General features: G+C 74.4%; 18 protein-coding genes. 13 read left to right on the top strand and 5 right to left on the bottom strand.

Translation table 11 applies throughout. The features are described 5' to 3' along the window. Window positions 1-85: 85 nt before the first annotated feature. The 9 genes from ACIPSJ_RS48780 to ACIPSJ_RS48740 all read left to right on the top strand — a co-directional run bounded on the left by ACIPSJ_RS48780 (window position 86) and on the right by ACIPSJ_RS48740 (window position 9,953). Entirely contained in the window at window positions 86-934 is an 849-nt protein-coding gene (locus ACIPSJ_RS48780; protein ID WP_359225907.1) for an inositol monophosphatase family protein, read from the top strand. A gap of 85 nt (window positions 935-1,019) precedes the next feature. Next, the gene (locus ACIPSJ_RS48775) at window positions 1,020-2,429 is read left to right on the top strand and encodes a phytoene desaturase family protein (protein WP_401356271.1); all 1,410 of its coding nucleotides are present in this window, start codon (window positions 1,020-1,022) and stop codon (window positions 2,427-2,429) included. Further along, window positions 2,426-2,935, top strand: coding sequence for an O-acetyl-ADP-ribose deacetylase (locus ACIPSJ_RS48770; protein WP_359225909.1), 510 nt, complete (start codon window positions 2,426-2,428; stop codon window positions 2,933-2,935). Before ACIPSJ_RS48775 ends, ACIPSJ_RS48770 begins: the two co-directional genes overlap by 4 nt. Window positions 2,936-3,152: 217 nt before the next feature. Further along, window positions 3,153-4,124 (top strand): YihY/virulence factor BrkB family protein, encoded by a 972-nt coding sequence (locus ACIPSJ_RS48765; RefSeq protein WP_401356267.1) that lies wholly within the window; start codon window positions 3,153-3,155, stop codon window positions 4,122-4,124. Between the two features lie 103 nt (window positions 4,125-4,227). Then, window positions 4,228-5,574, top strand: a complete 1,347-nt coding sequence (locus ACIPSJ_RS48760) for a hypothetical protein (RefSeq protein ID WP_401356264.1) — start codon at window positions 4,228-4,230, stop codon at window positions 5,572-5,574. A gap of 315 nt (window positions 5,575-5,889) precedes the next feature. Then, the gene (locus ACIPSJ_RS48755) at window positions 5,890-8,562 is read left to right on the top strand and encodes a LuxR C-terminal-related transcriptional regulator (RefSeq protein ID WP_401356461.1); all 2,673 of its coding nucleotides are present in this window, start codon (window positions 5,890-5,892) and stop codon (window positions 8,560-8,562) included. Between the two features lie 120 nt (window positions 8,563-8,682). Continuing rightward, the gene (locus ACIPSJ_RS48750; protein WP_355729719.1) at window positions 8,683-8,880 is read left to right on the top strand and encodes a hypothetical protein; all 198 of its coding nucleotides are present in this window, start codon (window positions 8,683-8,685) and stop codon (window positions 8,878-8,880) included. A 134-nt stretch (window positions 8,881-9,014) separates the two neighbouring features. Continuing rightward, window positions 9,015-9,485, top strand: a complete 471-nt coding sequence (locus ACIPSJ_RS48745; RefSeq protein WP_401356261.1) for an SHOCT domain-containing protein — start codon at window positions 9,015-9,017, stop codon at window positions 9,483-9,485. A 33-nt stretch (window positions 9,486-9,518) separates the two neighbouring features. Further along, window positions 9,519-9,953, top strand: coding sequence for a hypothetical protein (locus ACIPSJ_RS48740; protein ID WP_355729717.1), 435 nt, complete (start codon window positions 9,519-9,521; stop codon window positions 9,951-9,953). A gap of 49 nt (window positions 9,954-10,002) precedes the next feature. Here ACIPSJ_RS48740 and ACIPSJ_RS48735 read toward each other — a convergent pair whose 3' ends face one another. Further along, window positions 10,003-10,893: a LysR family transcriptional regulator gene (locus tag ACIPSJ_RS48735; RefSeq protein WP_401356259.1), complete on the bottom strand. Its 891-nt coding sequence runs from the start codon at window positions 10,891-10,893 to the stop codon at window positions 10,003-10,005. A gap of 150 nt (window positions 10,894-11,043) precedes the next feature. Between ACIPSJ_RS48735 and ACIPSJ_RS48730 the strand changes: the two genes are divergently transcribed. From ACIPSJ_RS48730 to ACIPSJ_RS48720, 3 genes are all read left to right on the top strand, one after another. Next, the gene (locus ACIPSJ_RS48730; protein WP_401356257.1) at window positions 11,044-11,943 is read left to right on the top strand and encodes an SDR family oxidoreductase; all 900 of its coding nucleotides are present in this window, start codon (window positions 11,044-11,046) and stop codon (window positions 11,941-11,943) included. 106 nt (window positions 11,944-12,049) lie between these two features. Next, window positions 12,050-13,516, top strand: a complete 1,467-nt coding sequence (locus ACIPSJ_RS48725; protein WP_359225450.1) for an AlkA N-terminal domain-containing protein — start codon at window positions 12,050-12,052, stop codon at window positions 13,514-13,516. A gap of 10 nt (window positions 13,517-13,526) precedes the next feature. After that, window positions 13,527-14,009, top strand: coding sequence for a methylated-DNA--[protein]-cysteine S-methyltransferase (locus ACIPSJ_RS48720; RefSeq protein WP_355719345.1), 483 nt, complete (start codon window positions 13,527-13,529; stop codon window positions 14,007-14,009). Window positions 14,010-14,036: 27 nt separating this feature from the next. On the opposite strand, the gene ACIPSJ_RS48715 is transcribed toward ACIPSJ_RS48720, so the two are convergent. The 3 genes from ACIPSJ_RS48715 to ACIPSJ_RS48705 all read right to left on the bottom strand — a co-directional run bounded on the left by ACIPSJ_RS48715 (window position 14,037) and on the right by ACIPSJ_RS48705 (window position 16,486). Continuing rightward, window positions 14,037-14,765 (bottom strand): Sir2 family NAD-dependent protein deacetylase, encoded by a 729-nt coding sequence (locus ACIPSJ_RS48715; RefSeq protein WP_359225364.1) that lies wholly within the window; start codon window positions 14,763-14,765, stop codon window positions 14,037-14,039. Window positions 14,766-14,861: 96 nt separating this feature from the next. Then, window positions 14,862-15,356 carry an NUDIX domain-containing protein gene (locus tag ACIPSJ_RS48710; protein ID WP_401356255.1) on the bottom strand — a complete coding sequence of 165 codons (495 nt, stop codon included), beginning with the start codon at window positions 15,354-15,356 and terminating at the stop codon, window positions 14,862-14,864. Further along, window positions 15,353-16,486 carry an ADP-ribosylglycohydrolase family protein gene (locus ACIPSJ_RS48705; protein WP_401356252.1) on the bottom strand — a complete coding sequence of 378 codons (1,134 nt, stop codon included), beginning with the start codon at window positions 16,484-16,486 and terminating at the stop codon, window positions 15,353-15,355. Before ACIPSJ_RS48705 ends, ACIPSJ_RS48710 begins: the two co-directional genes overlap by 4 nt. 159 nt (window positions 16,487-16,645) lie before the next feature. Between ACIPSJ_RS48705 and ACIPSJ_RS48700 the strand changes: the two genes are divergently transcribed. Then, window positions 16,646-17,764: a glycerate kinase gene (locus ACIPSJ_RS48700; protein ID WP_359225452.1), complete on the top strand. Its 1,119-nt coding sequence runs from the start codon at window positions 16,646-16,648 to the stop codon at window positions 17,762-17,764. Between the two features lie 7 nt (window positions 17,765-17,771). Here ACIPSJ_RS48700 and ACIPSJ_RS48695 read toward each other — a convergent pair whose 3' ends face one another. Continuing rightward, the gene (locus ACIPSJ_RS48695; protein WP_401356249.1) at window positions 17,772-18,107 is read right to left on the bottom strand and encodes a hypothetical protein; all 336 of its coding nucleotides are present in this window, start codon (window positions 18,105-18,107) and stop codon (window positions 17,772-17,774) included. Window positions 18,108-18,117: the final 10 nt, after the last annotated feature.

The raw sequence follows: 18,117 nt of genomic DNA, 5'->3' as shown, positions 1-18,117 counted from the left end.
CCCGGCACCGCCTGTTCGTCGCCAGTCCATGTCCCGTACACCGAACCGGCGGGGATTGTCAGTGACCCGTGTTCTCATGGGAGGCATGATCGAAGCAACGGAGACCATCGACGAGTTTCTCCTGCAGCACGCCGGCGACGTCGAGGACGCGATCCGCAAGGCGGCCCGCACCGAGATACTGCCCCGCTGGCGCCGGCTCGCCGACCACGAGGTCGACCAGAAGAGCGGGCCGCACGACCTGGTGACGGACGCCGACCGGCTCGCCGAGCGGTACCTCACCGGAGCGCTCGGCGCCCTGCTGCCCGGCTCCGTCGTGGTCGGCGAGGAAGCGGTGCACGCGGACCCGTACACCTACGAGGCCCTTCAGGACGACGCGCCGGTGTGGATCGTCGATCCGGTCGACGGCACCCGCCAGTTCGTGCGCGGCGAGGAGGGCTTCTGCACGCTGGTCGCGCTCGCCCACCGGGGCGTCCTGCTCGCCTCCTGGACCTATGCCGCGGCCCGCGACCAACTGGCCACCGCGGTACGGGGGAAGGGCGCCTTCCTCGACGGCGAGCGGCTCGACTCCGGTTCGCCCGCGCCGGATCGGGACCTGCGCATCGCCACCTCCCACCCGGACTACACGACCGACGCGCAGAAGCGCGCGCTGCACGCCCTGTGGGTCGACGGCGTCGCGCCGCGCGCCTGCGGCTCGGCCGGACTGGAGTATCTCGCCGTCGCCCGGGGCGAGTTGGACGCCACCGCGTTCTCCTGGGAGGCCGCCTGGGACCACGCGGCCGGGCTGCTGCTGGTCGAGGAGGCGGGCGGCGCCCACCTCACCCTCTCCGGTGAGCCCTTCCGTATCACCGGCGGCAACGCCCTGCCGTTCACCGCGGCCCGTGACGCGGCCACCGCCCAGCGGGTGGTGGACCTGCTGCGGAACCCGGTCTGGTAACCCCGAGCGAGGGCGGTGTCAGTCCCGCGGCATATCCTGAAGCCGAGTGGCCATCGGCTGACGAAGGGGTCCGAAGGTGCCGTCGATGCTCGATGCGGTCGTGGTGGGGGCGGGGCCGAACGGCCTGACGGCCGCCGTGGAGCTGGCCCGGCGCGGCTTCTCGGTCGCCCTCTTCGAGGCGAAGGAAACCGTCGGCGGCGGCGTCCGCACCGAGGAGCTCACACTCCCCGGGTTCCGCCACGACCCGTGCTCCGCCGCGCACCCGCTCGGCATCAACTCGCCCGCGTTCCGCGCCCTCCCGCTGGAGCGCTACGGCCTGGAGTGGCTGCACCCCGAGCTGCCGATGGCGCACCCCTTCCCGGACGGCCGCGCCGCCGTGCTGGCCCGCTCGGTCGCCGAGACGGCCGCCTCCTTCGGCCCCCGTGACGCGGGCACGTACCGCAGGCTGGTCGAGCCGTTCCTGCCCCGGTGGGACACCCTGGCCCGGGACTTCATGTCCCTGCCGCTGACCGCGCTGCCCCGCGACCCGGTCACCCTCGCCCGCTTCGGCCTGGTCGGGCTGCCGCCCGCGAGTCTGCTGCTGCGCCGCTTCCGCGACGAGCGGGCCAGGACGCTGTTCGCCGGGCTCGTCGCCCATGTCATGGCCCCGCTCAGCGGCTTCGCGACCGGCGCCGTCGGCCTGGTCTTCGCGCTCGCCGCGCACGCCCGCGGCTGGCCGGTCGCCCGCGGCGGCTCCCAGTCCATCTCCGACGCCCTCGCCGCGTACCTCAAGGACCTCGGCGGCGCGATCCACACCGACTACGAGGTCAAGCGCCTCGACGACCTCCCGCCCGCGCGGTCGTACGTCTTCGACACCTCGCCCACCGCCCTCGCCCGCATCGCAGGCCTCGGCAACTACTACCAGGGCTACCGCTACGGCCCCGGCGTCTTCAAGATCGACTACGCGCTGGACGGCCCCGTCCCCTGGACGGCTCCGGAAGCCCGCCGCGCCGGGACCGTGCAGATCGGCGCCGACAGCAAGGAGATCGGCACCGCCCTGCGCGCCGCCTCCCGCGAGGGCCGCGCCCCCGACCGGCCGTTCATGATCACCGTGCAGCCCGGGGTCGTGGACCCGTCCCGCGCCCCCGAGGGCAAGCAGGTGTTCTGGGCCTACGCCCACGTCCCCAACGGCTGGACCGGCGACCTCACGGACGTGATGGAGCGTCAACTGGAGCGGTTCGCCCCCGGGTTCCGTGACCTGGTGCTGGCCCGCGCCACCGCCGGCCCGGCCGAACTCGCCGCGCGCAACGCCAACTACGTCGGCGGCGACATCGGCACCGGAGCGGTCTCCGGCCTCCAGATCCTGCTGCGCCCCAGACTCTCCCTCTCTCCCTACGGCACCCCGCACCCCGCCGTCTTCATCTGCTCGTCGGCCACCCCGCCGGGCCCGGGCGTGCACGGCATGTCCGGGCACAACGCGGCGAAGGCGGTATGGAGGAGGCTGAGACAGTCATGACCCGCATCACGCTCGTCCAGGGCGACATCACCCGGCAGACCGCCGACGCCATCGTCAACGCGGCCAACTCCTCCCTGCTCGGCGGCGGAGGCGTCGACGGCGCCATCCACCGGCGCGGCGGCCCCGCGATCCTGGCGGAGTGCCGCAAGCTCCGCGCCGGCCACTTCGGCAAGGGCCTGCCCACCGGACAGGCGGTCGCCACCACGGCCGGGGAACTCGACGCGCGGTGGGTCATCCACACCGTCGGCCCCGTCCACTCCGCCACCGAGGACCGCTCCGCCCTCCTCGCCTCCTGCTACCGCGAGTCCCTGAAGCGCGCCGACGAACTCGGCGCCCGCACCGTCGCGTTCCCCGCCGTCTCCACCGGCGTCTACGGCTGGCCCATGGACGACGGCGCCCGCATCGCCGTGACCACCGTCCAGGAGACGAACACCACCGTCGAAGAGGTCCGCTTCGTCCTCTTCGACCACCACGCGTACGAGGCGTTCGCCCGCCGGCTGGCCTGAGGCGAGCCGGGCCGGAGGGGTCTGCCCGGCCTTGGGTTGTGGCGACCGTGCCCGCGAGGGGGTTGCCCGGCGTCGGTCCGGGGTGGGCCTGTCTCCTGGGCGGGTGGCGGGTGGCGGGTGGCGGGTGGCCGGTGGCCGGTGGCTGTCGCGTCGGCAGGTACAGGGTGCCGCCCCGTCGTGTGCCCCTCACCCTGGACGGCAGGGAAAGGAGCGGGCCATGCCGGTCGGTGGGCGGGAGGGGTGCGGCGGGTCGCGGTTCGGTGTGGCCCGGTGGCGGGAGCGGACGGCTCGGCTGGTGGTCGCCGCGAAGGCCGCGCACCGGCGGGCGGAGGCCCGGTTCCCGTTCCTCACGCACCTCGCGGACCGCATGGTGTCCGTGAACCTCTTCGACACCGGCACCCGGCTGGCCGCCCAGTGCTTCCTGGCCGCCGTCCCGCTGCTCTTCGTGTTCGCCGCCTACGCCCCGACGGCGGTCCGGGACCAGCTGATCCGTTCCATGCGCTCGGTGTTCGGACTGACCGGTCCGGCCGACGCCCAGCTCCAGCAGCTGATGCAGCCCCAGGCCGAGAACCTGCGGGAGACCACCGGGGTGATCGGCGGGCTGATGGTGCTGATCTCGGCCACCGCCGTCAGCCGGGCCGTGCAACGGCTGTGCAAACGCGCCTGGGAGATCCCCCGGGCCGGCACCCGGATCGCCCCCTGGCGCTGGGTGGCCTGGCTCGGGCTCTGGATCGGTGTACTCCTCCTTCAGGGCGCGCTGCACGACGGCTTCGGCCTGGGCCCCTGGCTGGGCATCCCGGTCACCCTCGCCTGCCAGACCGGCCTGTGGTGGTGGACCCAGCACCTGCTGCTCGGCGGCCGTATCCCCTGGAAACCGCTGCTGCCGGGCGCCCTGATCACGGCGATCGCGCTCACCGCCCTGACCGTGACCGCCCGGCTGTACATGCCGCTGGCGCTCGACCGCACCCTGACCGAGTACGGCTCGCTGGGCTCGGTGTTCGTGCTCCTGACCTGGCTGATCGTGGTCTGCCTCGCGGTCACCGGCAGCGTCAGCTTCGGCGCGGTCCTCGCCCAGGAGCCGTTCCTCGCCCGCCGCCTCGGCAGCCCGCCGCCGCTCCGGGACCGGGACGCGCGGACGGCGGGGGCGGAGAGGGCGGAGGGGGCGGAGGGGGCGGAGGGGACGTCCTGACGCCGGGGCCCGTCGCCCGTTCGGCCCGCCGGGGCGCGCGGCCGGGCGCCGGGACTGAGGCAATGGGGATGACCAGGCATCCCCGTACCCCGGAGGTCGTCTCGTGGCCGAGCCGCCCGCCCCGCAGACCCCCGCCACGGCCGCCGCCGGGGGCGGGACCGGGCCGGACGGGCACCGGGGCCGCACCGCCGGCCGGATCGCACGCACCGTCTCCTCGGCCGTCCTCACCGTGCTGACCTGCGTTCTGGTGCCCGTCGCCCTGCTCGCGGTCTGGGTGCACGACATCGCCCTGGACACCGACCGGTACGTGGCCACCGTCGCCCCGCTGGCGACCGAACCCGCCGTTCAGGACGCGGCCGTGCACCGGATCAGCGAGGCCGTGGGCGCCCATGTGGACGGCCCCCAGGTCGCCGGGGACCTGGCCGGCTGGCTGCAGTCCAAGGGGCTGCCGCCCCGGGCCGCCGACGCGCTCCGGGGCCTCGGCCCGCAGATCGACGCCGCCGTCGACCAGACGGTGACCAAAGTCGCCACGCGGGTGGTGCGGAGCGACGCCTTCGCCGACGTGTGGCGCACCGCCAACCGCGCCGCCCACCAGGCCGTCGACCACGCCCTGACCGGACAGGGCCGGGGCGCCGTCGGGGTCAGCGACGGCACGGTCACCCTCGACCTGGGCACGGCGGTGGACCGGGTGAAGCAGGAACTGGTCGACGCCGGTCTGAAACCCGCCGACAAGATCCCGCAGGTGGACAAGCAACTGGTGCTCTTCCACTCCGACCAGCTGGCCAAGTTCCGCAAGGGCGCGCACCTCCTCGACATCGTCGGGAACTGGTTCCCCGTCCTCGTCGTGCTGCTCGGCGCGGCCGGCGTGTTCCTCGCCCGGGGGCGGCGCCGGGCACTGGCCCGCACCGCGCTGGGCGCCGCCTTCGCCTGCCTGGTGATGGCCGTCGGCCTGGTCGTGGCCCGCCGCTACTACCTGGACCATCTGCCGCCCGAGGTGCAGTCCAAGGCGGCCGCCGCGGACGTCTTCGACACCCTGCTGAGGTTCCTTCGCGTCAGTCTGCGCACGGCCGTCGTGCTGGGCGTGGTCATCGCCCTCGGCGCGTACCTCATCGGCCCGGGACGGCTGCCGGTCGCCCTCCGGGGCACGTCGGAGCGTACGGCGGACTCCGCGGCCCGCTGGGCGGCCGCCCACCATGTCCGCACCGGACGGGCCGGAACCTGGGCCCTTGCCTACCGCCGCTGGATCACCCTCGGCGCCCTGCTGATCGTCGCCCTCGTCTTCGCCCTCTGGAACCACCCGACCGTCCTCACGGTCCTGCTCCTCGCGATCGTGCTCCTCGCCGTCCTCGCCGTCCTGGCCCTGCTCGCGGCAGGCGGCCGCATCCCGGACGACACCGCACCGGCCGCACCCGGCGGTCCCGGCGCACCCGGCGGTCCCGGCATCCGGTAGCCGACGGCCCCGGCCACCGGGACGGCCTCGGCCACCGGGACCTCAGGGCCCGCACGACACCGTGATCCCGCCGCCCCGGCGGCCGGGACTGACAGCCGCGGCCACCGGACCCGAGGGTTCGACCCAGCACAGCCCCATGATCCCTGCGCGGCCGACCCCATATGCCCTCCCGCGCCTGCCCTCCCGCGCCTGCCCTCCCGCGCCTGCCCCGCCCCCGCCCCCCGGCGCCCCGCCCCCCCCGCGCCCTGCGCCGACGCCGCAACACTGGGATGCTGATCACGTGGAGTTCCGACCACGGTCGGCCGGACACGGGTGGTGATCTCTGTGGCCGCGAGGGACGAGAGCACGCGGGGACCGGCGCTCGGGTATGCCGATCCACTGGGGGAGCCGTTTCTGCGTACCCGGCTCGCGGTGCCGGCCAGGCCCGCCACGTTCGTCCGCAGGCCGAGGCTGGCCGCGCACCTCGACCAGGCGCTCGACACACCGCTGACCCTGGTCAACGGGGCGGCCGGCGCGGGCAAGACCCTCCTCGTCGCCGACTGGGCGGCCGGGCTCGGACGGCCGGTCGCGTGGCTCACCACCGAGGCGGGCGACCAGGGCCCCGGCATGTTCTGGGCCTATGTGCTGCACGCCCTGCACTCCGCCGGAACCCCGCTGCCCGCCGGGCTCACCGGCCCCGGGGACGTCGGCGGGGACATCGGCATGGTCGGCAACCGGCTGCTGGCCCGCCTCGCCGACGAGCTGGGCGGACTCGACCGGCCCGCGATCCTGGTCCTCGACGAGTTCGACCGGATGGCCGCCCCGGAGACGGCCGAGCAGCTGGAGTTCGTGCTGCACCACGCAGGGCGGGGACTGCGGCTGATCCTCGTCACCCGCACCGAACCCCTGCTGCCGCTGCACCGCTACCGGGCGGCGGCGGCCATGACCGAGGTCAGGAACGACGAGCTGGCCTTCACCCCCGACGAGGCGGCCGACCTGCTGGTCCGACACGGTCTGCCGCTGTCCGGCGACGCCGCCCGCGCCCTGGTGGAGCGCACCCGGGGCTGGGCGGCCGGGCTGCGCCTGAGCGCCCTCGCCGCCCAGCAGAGCACGGATCCGGAGACGTACCTGAAGGAGTTCGAGGCCGGGCACAGCGTCATCGCCGACTTCCTGCTCGCCGAGGTGCTCACCCGGCAGCCGCCCGGGACCCAGGACCTGCTGCTGCGGGTCAGCGTCCTGGACCGGTTCTGCCCCGAACTGGCCGAGGCGCTGACCGGCCGCCCCGACGCCGGACCGCGCCTGGCCGGGCTGTGCCGCCAGAACGCCTTCGTCGAGGACCTCGGGCACTCCTGGTACCGGCTGCACCCGCTGTTCGGGGAGATCCTCCGGGTCCATCTGCGGGCGCGCTCACCGGGGCTCGAACCGGAACTGCACCGGCGTGCCGCGTGCTGGCTGCGGGCCCACGGCGCCGTCCCGGAGGCGCTGGCCCACGGCGCGGCGGCGGCCGACTGGGAGTTCACCGCCGGTGCCGTCGTCGACGACCTGGCGATCGGCCGGCTCCTCACCGGCCCGCGCGCCGACGACCTCGCCGAGCTGTTCGCCGGGATGGGCCCGGAGGCCACGGGCGCGGCCGTGGAGCTGGTGCGCGCGGCCCGCGAGCTGTCCGGGCACGACCTCGACCGTGGCCTCGCCCACCTCGGCCACGCCGAAACGACCCCGGCCCCGGGGGCTTCGGCCGCCGCGAATCGGCTGAGCCGGGTGCTCCTGGAGTCCCTGGCGGCCCGGCTGACCGGCGCCCCCGCCCGCGCCGAGCAGGCGACGGCGACGGCCGGGGAGCTGCGCCACGAGGTGCCCGCCCGGCTGCTCGCGAAGCATCCGGAAGTGACCGCCCTGCTGCTCAGCCACCTGGGTTCGGCGCGGGTGTGGGCGGGTCACCTCGACGAGGCGCGCGCCGCCCTGGACGAGGTGGCCGGACTGCCCGCCGATGCCGCGACCCAGCTGCCCCGGGAGGACTCCCTCGGGCACCTGGCGCTGCTCGACTACTTCGAGGGCCGCCTCGGCGGCGCGGAGAGCCGGGCGCTGGCCGCGACGGACCTGACCCGGCACCGCGGCGGACGTCCGTTCCCCGGCGCCGGACTCGGCCAGCTGGTGCTCGCCGCCGTGGCCGTGGACCGCGACGAACTGGAGCGGGCCCGGGCCCTGCTGGACGAGGCCGCCGAGTCCGGTCCGGGTTCCGGCGTGCCGGACCCGGTGACCGAGGGCTGCCGCGCCCTGGTCACGGCCCGGCTGCTGCTGGCGCTCGGCGACACCGAGGCCGCCGCGAGCGCGGCGGTCCCGGCCGTACGGACCCGGGTGCCCTCGCCCTGGGTACGGGCGGGCGCGGCCCTGACCGCCGCGGCCGCCCAGCTCGCCGGGGGCCGCTCCGACCGGGCCGCCGAGATACTGGACGGGACGCCCTGCCCCGGCGTGCCCGTGTACACGGCGGAACTGGCGTGGGCGCGGCTCGCCGCCGGCCGGCGCGAGGAGGCGGTCGAGACGGCCGGCCGGCTCTGCGCGGACGGCGGCACCGGTCCCGGGGTCACGGTCCGCGCCACCCTGGTGCGCGCCCGCGCCGCGGCCGAGGCGGGCGACGACGACACCGCCCGCAAACTGCTCGCCAGGGCGCTCCTGGAGGCCCGCCAGGACCGGCTGCGGCGCCCGTTCCTGGACGCCGGCCCACGGATCCGGCACCTCCTGGACCTGCCGCCGCTGCACGGCCTGGCCGCCGGCTGGCTGTACGGCGACGGCACCGGCGCCGATCCCGCGCCCCTGCTCGTCGAGGAGCTCAGCGGACGCGAACGCGAGGTGCTGAGCCGGCTGGCCCAGATGATGTCCACCCAGGAGATCGCCGCCGACCTGTACGTCTCCGTGAACACGGTGAAGACCCACCTCAAGAGCGTCTACCGCAAGCTCGGCGTGGGCCGGCGCGGCGACGCCGTACGCCGGGCCCGCGAGCGCGGACTGCTCTGACCCGCCCGCGGCCCCGGATCCCCGGATCCCCGGTTCACCTGTGCCGGGTGAGGCCGGCCGGCGCCCGCCGGGCGCACGATCGCGGAACAGACCGCAGCACACCGCGGCGGGAGACGGCTCATGCACTACGAGATCCGCGTCGAAGGGACCATGTCGGAGACGCTCACCCAGGCCTTCCCGGAACTGGAGCACGTGACGATGTCCGGCCAGACGGTCCTGTTCGGTCCGGTCATCGACGAGGCACAGCTGTACGGCCTGCTGAACCGCTGTCTGTCGCTGGGGCTGCGGGTCGTGGAGATGCGCCGCCGGCCGGAGTGACGCCGTCGGGTTCCGGCCCGCGCACGATCACCCGCACCGGGTGAGGAAGCCCGGCGTCCGTCGTGCGCACGCTGAGACGGCACTGAGACGGCAGAGCGCGGCCGACCGGCCGATGCCGTGGACGGAGGACACAAATGAGCGCGCAGAACTACCTCGCGTACGACTATCCGCTGCTGAGCGCCTTCTGGACCATGCTGTGGCTCTTCCTGTGGATCATGTGGCTCGTCCTGCTGTTCCGCGTCATCGTGGACATCTTCCGGGACGACACGATGGGCGGCTGGGCGAAGGCCGGCTGGCTGGCCCTCTGCATCGTGGTCCCCTTCCTGGGCGTCCTCGTCTATGTGATCGCCCGCGGCAAGGGCATGGGACAGCGGGAGATCACCCAGGCCCGCGACCAGCAGAAGGCGTTCGAGTCGTACATCCGGCAGACCGCCCAGGGCGGTACCGGCCCGACCAGCAGCGTCGACGAACTGGCCAAGCTCTCCGAGCTGAAGTCCCGCGGTGACATCTCCGACGAGGAGTTCCGCAAGGCCAAGCAACTGGTCCTCAGCGAGGCCGGACCGGCCGGACGTCCCGGCTCGGTGCCCACCGCCCACGGGCGCTGAGCACCCCCTCCGAGAACGAATCGAGGCAGCCGTATGACCGCCACACACCCCGCGCACCACCCGCGCCAGCACACCGCCAAGATGCAGTGGGCCGGAGGGCTGACGGCCTTCGCCGCCGTCATGCTGATGCTCGCCGGACTGCTCGCCGTGTTCCGGGGCATCATGGCGATCGCCCAGGACGACGTCTTCGTCACGACCCCCAACTACGTGTTCAAGTTCGACCTCACCAGCTGGGGCTGGATCCACCTGGTCCTGGGTGTGATCGCGGTGGCCGTCAGCATCGGCCTGTTCCAGCCGGCCGCGTGGGCGCGCGGCGCCGGCGTGGCGATCGCCGCGCTGGTGATCATCGCCAACTTCCTGTCCCTGCCGTACTACCCGGTCTGGTCCGTCGTGATGATCGCGCTGTCCGGATTCATCATCTGGGCGCTGTGCGTGGCCCGCGGCGACGACTCCACGGACACGGCCTGATCCTCCGGGGCCCGGAGCCGCCCGCGTGTACCGCGCGGGCGGCTCCGGCCTAGACCGCGTAGGCGGGGACCAGATGGGTCTCGGCCGCGTGGCGGAACGTCGGGAACAGGGGGTGGCGGTCGCCGGCCCGGATGGCCAGGACGACCTGGACGGGGTCCGCGTCCTCGATCGGGACGACGGCGATGTCCGGCCGCAGACTGCCCCGGAACCCGGCCGGCGCCAGGGACACCAGCTCGCCGCTCGCGACCAGTTCCAGCTTGTCCTCCAACGTGTCCACCAGGGCGCCCAGGTTGGTGTGGCCGGGTGGGTGCGCCCCGGCGCGGTCGGCGCCCGTGAAGCGGGGGAGCGGCTCGTCGGCGAAGTCGGCGAGGGTGACCGACTCCTTGCCGGCCAGCCGGTGGCCGAGCGGCACCAGGAGCACCCGCGGCTCGTCGTAGAGGACCGTGATGTCCAGGCCGTCGGAGATGCACAGGAGCCGGGTCACCACCACGTCCACCCGGTGGTCCAGCAGCGCGGCGCGCGGTTCGCTCCAGTCCACGTGCAGGGTGCGGACGTCGGCGTCCGGGTGGCGCCGGCGCAGTTCCCGGACGGCCGGGGTGACGATCTGATGGGTGGTGTAACCGACGGTGAACGGGCCCTGCCCGGCGGCCGAGCGCGCGCTGGCGGCGGCCCGTCCCGCGGTCCGCAGCAGCTCCCGCGCCTGCGGCAGGAAGACCTCCCCGGCCTCGGTGAGCCGCGTCCCGCGCGAGGTGCGGTCGAGCAGCCGGGCGCCCAACTGCTGCTCCAGGCGCCGGATCTGACGGCTCAGCGAGGGCTGGGCGAGGTGCAGCGCGTCGGCCGCGCGACCGAAGTGCAACTCCTGGGCGACCACGGTGAAGTAGCGCACCAGGCGCAGCTCCAGGTCCACCGGAGGCACGGGGGATACGGGAGGTGGGGTCACCCGTCGACTGTAACTCCCGTCCGCCGCGGTGAGCTGCGGTCATGACCGGACGGGCATCACCCGGTGCGGAACAGGTCTTGGACCCGGGATCGGGGCCGGGCGCACGCTGAGGTCGTCCCAGAACTCGCACTCTTCACGAGGTGATCTGTCATGCGTGTGTTCGTCACCGGCGCCACCGGGTTCATCGGCAGCGCGGTGGTCCGCGAACTGCTCGGCGCCGGGCACCAGGTGCTCGGCCTCGCCCGCTCGGACGCGGCCGAGGCGGCCCTGAAGGAGGTGGGAGCGGAGGCCCACCGGGGCGACCTGAACGACGTCGGCGGGCTGCGGGTCGCGGCGGACTCGGCGGACGGCGTGGTCCACACGGGCTTCGTCCACGACTTCTCCGACCTGCACGGCGCCCTGCGCACCGAACTCGCGGCCCTGGCGGCCTTCGGCGACGCGCTCGCCGGCTCCGGCCGCCCGCTCGTCATCAGCTCCGTGACCGGCCTGCTCACCCCGGGCCGGATCGGCACCGAGGCGGACGGGACCGACCCCGCCGCGCCCGGCGCGCACCGGGGCGAGTCGGAACGGGCCGCCCTGGCGCTGGCCGAGCGGGGGGTACGGGTCTCCGCGATCCGGCTCCCTCAGGTGCACGGGGCCGGCGACCACGCCTTCGTCCCCTGTCTGATCGGCGTCGCCCGCGACAAGCGGGTCGCCGCCTACATCGGCGACGGCACCGACCGCTGGTCGTCCGTGCACCGTCTCGACGCCGCCACCCTCTACCGCAAGGCCCTGGAGGCGGCCCCGGCCGGGGCCGTGCTGCACGCGACCGCGGACGACGGCGTTCCGCTGCGGTCCATCACCGAGATCATCGGCCGCCGCCTCGACGTGCCGGTCGTCTCCCTCGCCCGGGAGGAGGCGGCCGCCCACTTCGGCTGGATGGCGGCCTTCGTCGGCAACGACAACCCCACGTCGAGCGCCGCGACCCGCGAGCGCTACGACTGGCGGCCCGCGCAGCCCGGGCTGCTGGCCGACCTCGACCAGGACCACTACTTCACCCAGGAGTCGTAGGGTTCTCGCAGGAGCCGTGGCGGCCCGGAGGTCAGCGCACCTTCGTGTCGGATTTTCGCCAGCATCGGCCGCCGCGGTGGCCGATGCTGGAGTCATGCAGAAAGCGATGCACCTCGACCGCGAGCACTGCGTACGGGCCGTGCAGTCGAAGGACGCGCGGTTCGACGGCTGGTTCTTCACGGCGGTCCTGACCACGCGGATCTACTGCCGGCCCAGCTGCCCGGTGGTACCGCCCAAGCCGGAGAACATGACGTTCTATCCGAGCGCGGCCGCCTGCCAGCAGGCCGGCTTCCGGGCCTGCAAGCGCTGCCGTCCCGACACCAGCCCCGGCTCCCCGGAGTGGAACCAGCGCGCCGACCTGGTCGCCCGCGCCATGCGGCTGATCGCCGACGGGGTCGTGGACCGCGAGGGCGTGCCCGGCCTCGCCGCCCGCCTCGGCTACAGCCCGCGCCAGGTCGAACGCCAGCTGCTCGCCGAACTCGGTGCCGGTCCGCTGGCCGTCGCCCGCGCCCAACGCGCCCAGACCGCCCGCCTGTTGATCGAGACGACCGCCCTGCCGATGGCCGAGATCGCCTTCGCGGCCGGTTTCTCCTCGATCCGCACCTTCAACGACACCGTCCGCGAGGTCTTCGCGCTCGCCCCGAGCGAACTGCGCGCCAGGGCCCCGAAGAAGGCCGCGAGCGCCCCCGGCGCGCTGACCCTCCGGCTGCCCTTCCGCGCCCCCCTCAACCCGGACAACCTCTTCGGCCACCTCGCGGCCACCGCCGTACCCGGCGTCGAGGAGTGGCGGGACGGCGCCTACCGGCGGACCCTGCGGCTGCCGTACGGCCACGGCATCGTCGGCCTCACCCCGAAGCCCGACCACATCGCCTGCCGGCTCACCCTCAGCGACCTGCGGGACCTGCCCGTCGCGATCAGCCGCTGCCGCCGCATGCTCGACCTCGACGCCGACCCGGTCGCCGTCGACGACCAGTTGCGCGCGGACCCCTTCCTGGCGCCGCTGGTGGACAAGGCGCCGGGGCGGCGGGTGCCGCGCACGGTCGACGAGGCCGAGTTCGCGGTCCGGGCCGTGCTCGGCCAGCAGGTCTCCACGGCCGCCGCCCGCACCCACGCGGCCCGCCTGGTCACCGCCCACGGCACCCCCGTGGACGACCCCGAGGGCGGACTCACCCACCTCTTCCCGACCCCCGAGGCGCTCGCGCAGGTGTCCCCGGACTCCCTGGCGATGCCCCGCACCCGCCGCACCACCTTCACCACGCTGGTCGGTCAACTGGCCGACGGCACCCTCCACCTGGGAGTGGAGAGCGACTGGGCGGAGGCCCGCGCCAAGCTCCTCGCCCTGCCCGGCTTCGGCCCCTGGACCGTCGACGTCATCGCCATGCGCGCGCTCGGCGATCCCGACGCGTTCCTCCCCACCGACCTCGGCATCCGCCGTGCCGCCCAGGAACTCGGCCTGCCCGGCACCCCGGCCGCCCTCACCGCCCGCGCGGCGGCCTGGCGCCCGTGGCGCGCGTACGCCGTCCAGTACCTGTGGGCGACCGACAGCCACCCGATCAACTTCCTGCCCGTGTAAGGATCTTGTCGTGAAGAACCACACCGTGACCGACAGTCCGTACGGTCCCCTCACCCTGGTGGCCGAGGACGGCACCCTCTGCGGCCTCTACATGGTCGAACAGCGCCACCGCCCACCGGAGGAGACCTTCGGCTCCCGCGACGACGACCTGTTCACCGAGACCGAGGAGCAGCTCTCCGCCTACTTCGCGGGCGAGTTGAAGGAGTTCACCCTCGAACTGCGCCTGAACGGCACCCCGTTCCAGCGCAGCGTCTGGGAACAGCTGCTGCTGATCCCCTACGGGGAGACCCGGTCGTACGGTGAACTCGCCGAGGCCCTGGGCAATCCGCAGGCCTCCCGCGCCGTCGGCCTCGCCAACGGCAAGAACCCGATCGGCATCATCGTCCCCTGCCACCGCGTGATCGGCGCCAACGGCAGCCTCACCGGCTACGGCGGCGGCCTGCCCCGCAAGCAGCGCCTGCTGGACTTCGAAACGGGCGCGGGCCTCTTCTAGCGGGCCGCCGCGTCCGGCGGCCGGCCGCTACCCGTTCCGCAGACCCGCCAGCAGCTCGGGCAGCGCGGTGCCGATGGGCTCGCGGATCACCTCGTCCGCGAGTTCGTCGTACGGCGTCGGCTCGGCGTTGACGATGACCAGCCGGGCGCCGTGGTCGGCGGCCACACCCGCGAGGCCCGCGGCGGGCTGCACCTGGAGGCTGCTGCCGACGGCGACGAACACCTGGCACGCCTTGGTGATGGCGACCGCCTCCCCGAGCACCACCGGATCCAGCCGCTCGCCGAAGAAGACGGTCGCGGACTTGAGAATGCCGCCGCACTCCAGGCACGGCGGGTCCGCCTCGCCGGCCTCGACGCGGGCCAGGGCGTCCCGCATCGGACCGCGCGCGTGGCACGCGGTGCACAGGAAACTCCGTGCGCTGCCGTGCAGTTCGAGCACCTTGCGGGCGGGCAGCCCGGCGAGCTGGTGCAGCCCGTCCACGTTCTGCGTGATGACCCGCACCGGAACCCCGGACCTCTCCAGCTCGGCCACCGCCCGGTGCGCGGCGTTCGGCTCCGCCAGCAGTGCACGGGTCTTCCGCCGCAGCTGCCACGAGCGCCGCCGGATCTCCGGATCGCTCATGTAGTACTCGTACGTGACGAGCTTCTCGGCCTCGGGATCCTTGCGCCACACGCCGTTCGGGCCGCGGTAGTCCGGGATCCCGGAGTCGGTGGAGATACCGGCGCCGCTGAGCAGGGCGACGAGGGGCTTGGTCATGTGTTCGAGGGTAGGGCGGGGTGCGGGCGGGCGGCGAACGGATATCGCCGCCCTGGGAGCATCACTCGAAGGAGTGAGTCTGGTCCGGGCGGCGGCTCAGCCCACTCGGTCGCCGTTCTCCAGTTCCGCGGCGCCCGAGCCCTCGGCCAGCACGTCCAGGGCGACCAGCACGCGTCGGCCGAGCGCGCCCGGGAGGTAGTCGTGGATCTCCTCGCGGGACACCAGCCGCCAGGACAGCAGCTCCTCCTCCTGGAGCCTGATCGCCCCGAGGTCCGTGTCGGTGAGGACGCCGCCGTCGTACACGTAGGCCACGACGGGCGGCCGGCCGGTGCCGTGCACCCAGTCCACCGTGAGCAGCCGGCCCGGCTCCCGGTCCAGGCCGATCTCCTCCAGGGTCTCCCGGCGGGCGCCCTGGCGCGGGGTCTCCCCGTCGTCGGACTCGATGGTGCCGCCCGGCAGCGCCCAGCCCTCCCGGTAGTTGGGCTCGACGAGCAGCACCCGCCCCTCGGCGTCCCGGAAGAGCGCGGCGGCCCCGGCGAGGATGCGGGGGAGACTCGCGATGTACGCGGCGTAGGTGTCGGTGGTGGTCACTCAGGAAGGGTAACCAGCCCGCGCCCCGCGCCCGTCCGGGCGAGCCGCGCGGTGCGCTCCGCCAGGTCGCTGATGCGGGCCCCGTCGAAGCCGAAGACCGCGCTGCGGACCGTGTCCTCCAGTGGGTCCCGCCAGCGCGCCGGGATGGCCGCCGCGCCGGTCAGCACCCCGGCCACCGAGCCCGCCGTCGCGCCGTTGGAGTCGGTGTCCAGGCCGCCGCGCACGGTGAGCGTGACGGTCCGGGTGAAGTCGCCGTCGCCGTGGAGCAGGCCCGCGGTGAGCACGGCCGCGTTCGGGACCGTGTGGATCCAGCCGAGGCCGGCCGTCTCCCCGGCGAGGGTGTCGAGGGTGTCCTCCCAGCCCACCCGGGCCTCGTACAGGGCGACCACCCGGCGCACGGTCCGGGCCAGACGGCAGCTCGCCGGTACGACGGTGAGCGCGGTCTCGATCGCGTCCCGCACGCTCGGCGCGGTGAACGCCGCCGAGATCAGCGCGGCCGCCCACATCGCCCCGTACACCCCGTTCCCGGAGTGCGAGAGCACCGCGTCCCGGCGGGCCAGGGCCGCGGCCCGGCGCGGGTCGGCCGGGCAGGTCCAGCCGAAGACGTCGGCGCGGATCAGCGCCCCGATCCACTCCTGGAAGGGGTTGTCACAGGTGGCGGTGAGCGGTGGCTTCAGCCCGTTGGCGAGGTTGCGGTAGGCGGCCCGCTCCGCCGTGAACGTCTGGAGGTACGGCAGCCGGAGCAGCCACAGCTCGCCGACCTGCTCGGTGCTGAAGCCGAAGCCGTGGGTCTCCAGGAGGTGCAGGCCGAGGACGGCGTAGTCGACGTCGTCGTCCCGGCAGCTGCCGTGGATCCGGCCGCGTACGCACTGGCGCCACTCGGGGCGCAGGGCGAGGGCGTCGGTCTCGGCGGCGGGCTCGGGGAGGTAGTCGGTGAGGGGGAGGGCACCGGCCCGCCGCAGATAGCCGTCGATGCGCTCGCGCGTCCACACCTCGCCGCGCTCGACCGGTTTGCCGAGCATGTTGCCCGCGATCCGGCCGAGCCAGCCGCCGAGCACGCGGTCGGCGAGCTCCCGGTCCGCGAGTCCGGACCTCGGGTTGCCCGTCGCTCCTGACCCCAGGTCGCCCATGGCTGTGGTCTACCCGTTTTCCCAGGTGGTTCCCAGCCCCTTCCCAGGGTTCGGGCGGGGAATGACGGGGAGGGCGTCCTCCGGTTAAGGTCACAGCGGCGCGACTGGCCTTGATGTGCGCGAGGCCCGGAGAGCAAGGGGATACAGGTGACACAGCGCGTGCTCATCGCCGCGGACAAGTTCAAGGGCTCGCTGACGGCCGTACAGGTCGCCGAGCGGGTCACGGCGGGGCTGCGGCGGGTGGTGCCCGGCCTCGACGTGGAGGCGCTGCCCGTCGCGGACGGCGGGGACGGCACGGTGGCCGCGGCGGTCGCCGCCGGGTTCGAGCGCCACGAGAGAGACGTCGCCGGGCCGCTCGGGCAGGAGGTCACCGCCGCGTTCGCGCTGCGCGGCGACACCGCGGTGGTGGAGATGGCCGAGGCGAGCGGGCTGCAGCGGCTGCCCCGCGGTGTCTTCGCGCCCCTCACGGCCTCCACCTACGGCTCCGGAGAGCTGCTGCGGGCCGCGCTGGACGCGGGTGCCCGCACGATCGTCTTCGGTGTCGGCGGCAGCGCCACCACCGACGGCGGCGCCGGCATGCTGTCGGCGCTCGGGGCGCGCTTCCTGGACGAGGACGGCGAACCGGTCCCGCCGGGCGGCGGCGGTCTCGCCGACCTGGCCCGCGCGGACCTGTCCGGCCTCGACCCGCGGCTCGCCTCCGTCGACCTGATCCTCGCCAGCGACGTCGACAACCCGCTGACCGGCCCGAAGGGCGCGGCGGCCGTCTACGGCCCGCAGAAGGGCGCCTCGCCCGACGACGTGGAACTCCTGGACGCCGCGCTGGCCACCTTCGCGAAGGTCCTGGAGGCCGAGGTCGGCCCGCGGGCCGCCGGGTACGCGTCCTCGCCGGGCGCCGGCGCGGCCGGCGGCATCGGCTACGGCGCGCTCCTCCTCGGCGCCCGCTTCCGCGCCGGCATCGAGGTCATGCTCGACGTGCTGGGCTTCGCGCCCGCGCTGGAGCGGGCCACGCTGGTGATCACCGGTGAGGGCTCGTTGGACGAGCAGACGCTGCACGGGAAGGCACCGGCCGGGGTGGCCGCGGCCGCCCGCGCCGCCGACAAGGAGGTCGTGGCGGTCTGCGGCCGCCTCGCCCTGCCGCCGGAGGCGATCGGCAGGGCCGGGATCCGGCGTGCGTACCCGCTGACCGAGATCGAGCCGGACGTGGTGAAGTGCATCGCCGACGCCGGCCCGATCCTGGAACGGGTGGCGGAGCAGATCGGCCGGGATTTCCTGAGCTGAGGGCGGCCTAGACCGGCGTCAGGACGCCCGTCGAGTCACGGTAGTAGTTGCCGCTCGTGAGGCCCCACACCTTGTGCTTGTTGTGGAGCCACTGGAAGGCGATGTCGTGCACGATCTCCGCGGGGCGCTCCCAGACCGCGGAGTGCCCCGCACCCTCCAGCTCGAACATCAGCTTCTCGGGCCCGCCGATGGCCTGGTAGAGGGCCGGTACGGAGAAGCGCAGCGGCGGGGGGACGGGGACGTTCGGCGCGGTGTTGGCCGTCTTGTCCAGCTCCCCGTAGACGATGACGACGGGAACCCGGTCACCGAGGACGTAGTTGCCCAGCGGGTCCTGGTAGGGCACCGTCTCGTTG

Source organism: Streptomyces sp. NPDC090088, assembly GCF_044747345.1.
Lineage (GTDB): Bacteria > Actinomycetota > Actinomycetes > Streptomycetales > Streptomycetaceae > Streptomyces.
Note: the sequence above shows the minus strand (reverse complement) of the source record. Positions and strands in the feature narration are given on the sequence as shown.

Coding starts and splice junctions, on each gene's coding strand:
- ACIPSJ_RS48715 (WP_359225364.1), bottom strand. CDS start 14,765: ATGACCAAGCCCCTCGTCGCCCTGCTCAGCGGCGCCGGTATCTCCACC.
- ACIPSJ_RS48765 (WP_401356267.1), top strand. CDS start 3,153: ATGCCGGTCGGTGGGCGGGAGGGGTGCGGCGGGTCGCGGTTCGGTGTG.
- ACIPSJ_RS48725 (WP_359225450.1), top strand. CDS start 12,050: ATGCACCTCGACCGCGAGCACTGCGTACGGGCCGTGCAGTCGAAGGAC.
- ACIPSJ_RS48775 (WP_401356271.1), top strand. CDS start 1,020: ATGCTCGATGCGGTCGTGGTGGGGGCGGGGCCGAACGGCCTGACGGCC.
- ACIPSJ_RS48740 (WP_355729717.1), top strand. CDS start 9,519: ATGACCGCCACACACCCCGCGCACCACCCGCGCCAGCACACCGCCAAG.
- ACIPSJ_RS48780 (WP_359225907.1), top strand. CDS start 86: ATGATCGAAGCAACGGAGACCATCGACGAGTTTCTCCTGCAGCACGCC.
- ACIPSJ_RS48750 (WP_355729719.1), top strand. CDS start 8,683: ATGCACTACGAGATCCGCGTCGAAGGGACCATGTCGGAGACGCTCACC.
- ACIPSJ_RS48730 (WP_401356257.1), top strand. CDS start 11,044: ATGCGTGTGTTCGTCACCGGCGCCACCGGGTTCATCGGCAGCGCGGTG.
- ACIPSJ_RS48770 (WP_359225909.1), top strand. CDS start 2,426: ATGACCCGCATCACGCTCGTCCAGGGCGACATCACCCGGCAGACCGCC.
- ACIPSJ_RS48705 (WP_401356252.1), bottom strand. CDS start 16,486: ATGGGCGACCTGGGGTCAGGAGCGACGGGCAACCCGAGGTCCGGACTC.
- ACIPSJ_RS48745 (WP_401356261.1), top strand. CDS start 9,015: ATGAGCGCGCAGAACTACCTCGCGTACGACTATCCGCTGCTGAGCGCC.